This window comes from Kitasatospora sp. NPDC093558 (assembly GCF_040683475.1).
Lineage (GTDB): Bacteria > Actinomycetota > Actinomycetes > Streptomycetales > Streptomycetaceae > Kitasatospora.
This window is the reverse complement of the sequence record NZ_JBFBDY010000705.1, coordinates 1-3,011: the sequence shown is the minus strand read 5'-3', so window position 1 is coordinate 3,011 and position 3,011 is coordinate 1. Positions and strand designations below refer to the sequence as shown.

The window sequence follows — 3,011 nt, the reverse complement described above, 5'->3', positions numbered from 1 at the left end:
GCTGGTCACCGAGCCCACCGAGAGCGCGACGTCGGCCGCCTTCGCGCACACCGCCGTCCTCGCCGGGCGCCCCGGGAACGCCGCCCCGCTCGCCGAGGCCGGCCGGCTCTTCGGGCGGCTCGCCCATCTCCTCGACGCCGCCGAGGACCAGGACGCCGACGCCACGAGCGGCGCCTGGAACCCGCTCACCGCCACCGGCACCGACCGCGCCGAGGCCGAGCGGCTGTGCCGCGACGCCGTCCACGGCATCCGGCTGGCGCTGCGCGAGGTCGAGCTGACGGACCGGTCGCTGGTGCACGTCCTGCTCGCGCACGAGACGGAGACCGCCGTCGACCGTGTCTTCGGCCCGACGCGCCATACTGCCGCCTGCCGCACCCGTATACCCGGTAACACCTCCGCCGAGCACCCGCAGGACGCCCCGCCCCGACGGGAGTCCGAGAAGGCGCCCATCCCGCCGTGGATCCCGCAGGGCCCCGGCTTCACGCCGATCGGGCCCAAGCCGCCGCAGCCGCGCAACCTGCTGGCCGGGTGCGCGGTGTGGGCGCTGATGGCCTGCACGTGCCAGCTGATGTGCTGCGAGCACAACGACCCGTTCAGCCGGGAGCCGCGCAAGGGCTTCTGCGAGCGCAACGACTGCTGTGGCAACTGCGACTGCAGTGGCTGCGACTGCGGCGGGTGCGGCGACTGCTGCAATTGCTGCAACTGCTGCGGCGACGGGTGCGACGGCTGCGACTGCGGCTGTGACGGGGGTTGCGACTGCGGCGGCTGCAACTGACGGTCGCCGACGGGATCCTCCCGGAAATATATTAGGAAAGTTTACTTACCTTATGGACCCGGCCCGCTCCCCGCCCCTAGTCTGCTGCCGCGAGCTCGCGCTTCACCCGCCCCCACGGAGAAACGGAGCACACCCATGCGAGTTGCCCGAGTCCCCCGCCTCGCCGCCGTCGCCACCGCGGTCGCCCTGGCCACCGGCCCCGCCTGCGCCGCCACCGCCACGCCCGCGGCCCCCGCCGCCGGCCCGGCGTCCGCGACCGCCGCCCTGACCGCCGCTGCCGCCGCCCGCCCGCTGGACGCCGGCGGCATGACCGCCGACCAGCGCCGCCGGGCCGACCAGCTGATCAGCATCTTCGAGAACAGCACCACCGAGATCCAGTACGGCTACGCCGAGAACATCAACGACGGTCGCGGCGTCACCGCGGGGCGCGCCGGCTTCACCACCAACGACGGCGACGCCCTCAAGGTCGTCCGCGCCTACACCGCGGCCGTCCCCGACAACCCGCTGGCCCGCTTCATCCCCGAGCTGGAGCGCCTCGCCTCCGCCGGCAGCGGCGACACCAGCGGCCTGCCCGAGGCCGACTACATCGCGGCGTGGAAGCAGGCCGCCCAGGACGCCGTCTTCCGGCAGGTCCAGGACGACCAGGTCGACCAGCGCTACTTCTCCCCCGCGATGAGCCAGGCCGACCGACTCGGGCTCACCACCGCGCTCGCCCGCGCCGAGCTGTACGACGCGTCGATCCAGCACGGCAACGGCACCGAGTACGACGCGCTGCCCGCGCTGATCGGCCGCACCACCGCCAAGGTCGGCCCGCCGTCGAGCGCCGGGGAGAACGCCTGGCTCGACGCGTTCTTCGAGGTCCGGATCGACGACCTCACCAACCCGGCCAACGGCTCGACCGCGGACGAGTGGCGCAAGTCCGTCGACCGCGTCGAGTGCCTGCGCCGCATCGCCGCGACGGGCAACCACAACCTCGACGGCCCGCTGAACGTCACCGCCTTCGGGTCGAGCTACACGATCAGCTGACGCACCCCGGGCCGAGCCACACGATCAGCTGACGCCGTCACAACGGCCCATCGCACCACCGGTGGTGGCGCGGAGCCCCGTCCCCCGCCACCACCGGCATCCCGTCTCCCGATCAAGCTCCGCCCCGGCTCGTTCGCCGCCGGACGGTGCCCTACCATCGGCCGAATGAACGCAGCAGGACGGAGAACGGCCGACCAGGCCCCACCGGCACCCTCCCCGCCCACCCCGGTGCTGCCCGGTCAACAGACCTGGAACCGGCAGCGGTTGCGCAGCAACAACGAGTGGCTGCTCCTGGAGCGGCTGCGCGTGCACGGACCGCTCTCCCGCGCCCAGCTCGCCCGTGACACCGGCCTGTCCAAGCCCACCGTCTCGGCCGCCCTGGCCGCCCTCGAACTCGCCGGACTGGCCCGCGAGGCCGGGCGCTTCGCCCCCGACCGGGGCCGTACGGCCGTCCTGTACGAGGCGGACCCGGCCGCCGGACACGTCCTCGGCCTCGACATCGGCCGGGCCCGGCTGCGGGTGGCCGTCGCCGACCTGTCCGGCCGGATCGCCGCCCGCCGCGACCTGCCCAACCGGGGCCGCTCGGCCAACGCGGTGGCCGACGCCGTCGTCGCCGCCGCGCAGGAGGCCATCGCCGAGGCCGGTCTCACCCCGGCCGGCATCGCCCACACCGTGGCCGGCTCGCCCGGCGTGTGGGACGAACGGCGGCGCAGCGTCCAGCTCGCCGCCAACCTCCCGGGCTGGGGCCGTCCCGGCCTCTTCGACCGCATCGCGGAGGGCCTCGGCGGCGGACACCCCGTCACCGTCGCCAACGACGCCAACCTCGCGGCCGTCGGCGAGTACACCTACGGCGCGGGCGAGGGCAGCCGCCTGTTCGTCTACCTCCTCGTCGGCACCGGGCTCGGTGTCGGCGTGGTCAAGGACGGCGAGCTCCTCACCGGCGCCCACGGCGCGGCCGGCGAGCTCGGCCTCCTGCGCCTGCCCGGCAGCGGCGTCCTGCCCGGCGTCGAGGGCGACCCGACGCTCGAACAGACCGTGTCCGCCGACGCCGTGGTGCGCACCGCCCTCGGTCTCGGCATGCGCCGGCCGCTGACCGCGGAGAAGGTGTTCGCCGAGGCCCGCGCCGGCGACCCGGCCGCGGCGGAGGCCGTGCGGCTGGAGGCCGACCGGCTCGGCTACGCGCTGGCCGTCGTGGCGGCGCTGCTCGACC

Annotated in this window: 2 protein-coding genes and 1 pseudogene; all 3 read left to right on the top strand. The window is 75.0% G+C overall.

What is annotated here, in order from left to right; translation table 11 throughout:
- Nucleotides 1–775 (top strand): annotated as a pseudogene (locus tag AB0O00_RS34030) (hypothetical protein); the annotation flags it as partial.
- 135 nt (nt 776–910) lie between these two features.
- Nucleotides 911–1,801: a chitosanase gene (locus tag AB0O00_RS34025; RefSeq protein ID WP_363658439.1), complete on the top strand. Its 891-nt coding sequence runs from the start codon at nt 911–913 to the stop codon at nt 1,799–1,801.
- Nucleotides 1,802–1,966: 165 nt separating this feature from the next.
- The coding region (locus tag AB0O00_RS34020) for an ROK family protein (RefSeq protein WP_363658437.1) at nt 1,967–3,011 on the top strand (1,045 nt) is incomplete at its 3' end.